At 73.8% G+C, this 3,274-nt stretch carries 2 protein-coding genes; both read left to right on the forward strand.

The window, feature by feature from the left end; all coding sequences use genetic code 11:
* The coding region (locus AB0C29_RS40085) for a serine hydrolase (RefSeq protein ID WP_360832079.1) at positions 1 to 2,480 on the forward strand (2,480 nt) is incomplete at its 5' end.
* A gap of 1 nt (position 2,481) precedes the next feature.
* On the forward strand, positions 2,482 to 3,274 hold a 793-nt coding region (locus tag AB0C29_RS40090), incomplete at its 3' end, for a M20/M25/M40 family metallo-hydrolase (RefSeq protein WP_360832081.1).

Consider the following 3,274-nt stretch of genomic DNA (forward strand, 5'->3'; position numbering starts at 1 on the left):
ACGTCATGCCGGGCGGCCTGGCCTACCCGGGCGGCCTGCCCCAGGAACACGACGGACGGGTGCTGTTCTGCGTCCGCGACCAGGGCTGCTCGCACCTGTGGTCGGTGGCGCCCGACGGCACGGACCCGCGGGCGGTCGTCGACGGCGCCGGCCGCGTCGTCGACGGCCTCTCCGTCCGGCGGGACCTCGCCGCCTTCGTCCTGTCCACGGCGGACTCGTTCGGCGAGATCGCGGTGGTGGACCTGTCCGGCGGCGGCGAGCGGGTGCTGACCCGGCACGGTGCCGACGTCGCTCTCGTCCCTCGCGAGGAGCGCTCCTTCACGATCTCCGACGGCCGCAGCGTGCAGGCGTGGCTGATCCGCGACGGCGACGCACCGGGACCGCGGCCGCTGCTGCTCGACATCCACGGCGGGCCGCACAACGCGTGGAACGGCGCGGCCGACGAGGTCCACCTCTACCACCAGGAACTCGCCCGCCGCGGCTGGGTGGTGCTGCTGGTCAACCCGCGCGGCAGCGACGGCTACGGCGAGGGCTTCTACGACGGGGTCAACGGCGCCTGGGGAGTAGCCGACGCGGCTGACCTGCTGGAGCCGATCGACGCGCTGGTCGCCGAGGGGGTCGCCGACCCGGCGCGGCTGGCCGTCACCGGATACAGCTACGGCGGGTACATGACCTGCTGGCTGACCGGGCACGACGACCGGTTCGTGGCCGCGGTCGCCGGTGGGACGGTGGCCGACCTGGTCAGCATGGCCGGCACCTGCGACGACGGGCAGTTCCTGAGCGCGTACGAGCTGGGCGGCCAGCCCTGGCAGGACCCGAAGCGGTACGCCGACATGTCACCCCTGTCCCGCGTCGCCGACGTGCGTACCCCGACCCTGCTGCTGCACGGCGCCGACGACCTCACCTGCCCCGTTGGTCAGGCGCAGCAGTGGCACACCGCCTTGCGGCAGCGGGGCGTGCCGACCCGGCTGGTGCTCTACCCGGGCGCCTCGCACGCGTTCATCCTGGCCGGGCCGCCGTCGCAACGCGTCGACTACAACCGTCGCGTCGTGGACTGGCTGGAGCAGCACACCCGCCGCGGCGGCCGGCCGGCCCTCGACGCCGCCCACTGGCAGCGGCGCCTCGCCGCGCTGGCCGAGCGTCACGGCGTACCCGGGGCCCAGCTCGGCATCCTGCGGCTGGCCACCGACCCGCGGTCCCCGGACGAGCACCTCGAGGTCTGCGCCGGGGTGCTCGACACCGGCAGCGGCCACCCGGTGACGCCCGACGCGCTGTTCCAGATCGGCTCGGTGACCAAGGTGTGGACCGCCACGGCGATCATGCAGCTCGCCGACGAGGGCCGGCTCAGCCTGGACACCCCGGTGAGCGAGCTGCTGCCCGGCTTCCGGCTCGCCGACCCCGGCGTGGCGGCCCGGGTGACCGTACGCCACCTGCTCACCCACACCAGCGGCATCGACGGCGACGTCTTCACCGACACCGGCCGGGGCGACGACTGCATCCAGCGCTACGTGGAGCTGCTGGCCGACCAGACCCAGAACCACCCGCTCGGCGTCACCTGGTCCTACTGCAACGCCGGTTACAGCGTGCTCGGCCGCATCCTGGAGGAGGTCACCGGTCAGAGCTGGGACCAGGTGATGCGGGAGCGGCTGGTCACCCCGCTCGGCCTGACCGCGACGGCCACCCTGCCCGAGGACGTGCTGCTGCACCCGGTCGCCGGCGGTCACGTCGAGCACGAGGGACAGATCGCTGCCGCGCCCGTCTGGCACCTGCCCCGCTCGATCGGACCTGCCGGCCTGATCAGCGCCAACGCGGCCGACGTGCTCGCCTTCGCCCGGCTGCACCTGACCGGCGGCCGTACCGCCGGTGACGAGCAGCTGCTCGCCGCGGAATCGGTGACGGCCATGGCCGAGCATCAGGCCGACCTGCCGGACAAGCTCTCGCTCGGCGACTCCTGGGGACTCGGCTGGATCCGCTTCGGCTGGGACGGCCACCGGCTGATCGGGCACGACGGCAACACCATCGGCCAGGCCGCCTTCCTGCGCCTGCTGCCCGAGCAGGGGCTGGCGGTCACGCTGCTGACCAACAGGGAGAGCGCCCGCGACCTGTACCAGGACCTGTTCACCGAGGTGTTCGCCGAACTCGCCGGAGTGGCGATGCCGGCCTCGATCACCCCGCCGGAGGAGCCCGTGGAGGTCGACATCACCCCGTACGTCGGCACGTACGAGCGGGCGTCGGTCCGTATCGAGGTGCTGGCCGGCGAGGGTGACGAGGGGCCACGGATGCGGACGACGCTCACCGGGCCGCTGGCCGCGCTCGTGCCGGATCCGGTCGAGGTGCAGCCGCTGGTCCCGATCGGTCCCGCCCTGTTCCTGACCGCACCCGCGCAGCGCACGAGCTGGTATCCGGTGACCTTCTACGAGCTGGACTCGGGCGAGCGGTACGTCCACTTCGGTGCCCGAGCCACCCCGCGGGTGGACTGAGATGCTGGACTCCCTGCTGGCCGACACCCGGGCGCTCGTCGAGTGCGAGTCACCGTCGACCGACCTCGACGCCGTCGCCCGTAGCGCCGAGGTGGTCGCCCGCGTCGGCGCCGCGCGCCTGGGTGCGCAGCCGGAGCGCATCGTGCTCGACGGGCGTACCCACCTGCGCTGGCGGTTCGGCGCCGGGCCGTCGCGGGTGCTGGTGGTCGGCCATCACGACACGGTCTGGCCGATCGGGACGCTCGCCACCATCCCGTACGGCGTCACTGCCGGAGTGCTGCGCGGACCCGGCTGCCTGGACATGAAAACGGGGGTCGCCATGGCCTTCCACGCGATCGCCGCGCAGCCCCACCGCGACGGCATCACCCTGCTCGTGACCGGCGACGAGGAGCTGGGTTCGCCCAGCTCGCGTCCGCTCATCGAGGCCGAGGCGCGGGCCACCGGCGCGGCGCTGGTGCTGGAGGCGGCGGCCGACGGGGGAGGGCTGAAGACCGAACGCAAGGGCGTCTCGATCTACGAGCTGATCGTTGCCGGGCGCGCCGCCCACGCCGGGCTGGCCCCGGAGCAGGGCGTCAACGCCACCGTCGAACTGGCCCACCAGGTGCTGCGTATCGCGGCCCTCGCGGACCCGGAAGCAGGCACCACTGTGACACCGACCCTGGCCCGCGCGGGCACGACGACCAACACCGTGCCGGCCGGCGCCCGCGTCGCGGTGGACGTCCGGATCCGGTCCCTGGACGAGCAACGCCGGGTCGACGACGCGATGCGGGCCCTGACGCCCGTCCTGCCCGGCG

This window comes from Actinoplanes sp. NPDC048791 (assembly GCF_040650095.1).
Classification (GTDB): Bacteria; Actinomycetota; Actinomycetes; order Mycobacteriales; family Micromonosporaceae; genus Actinoplanes.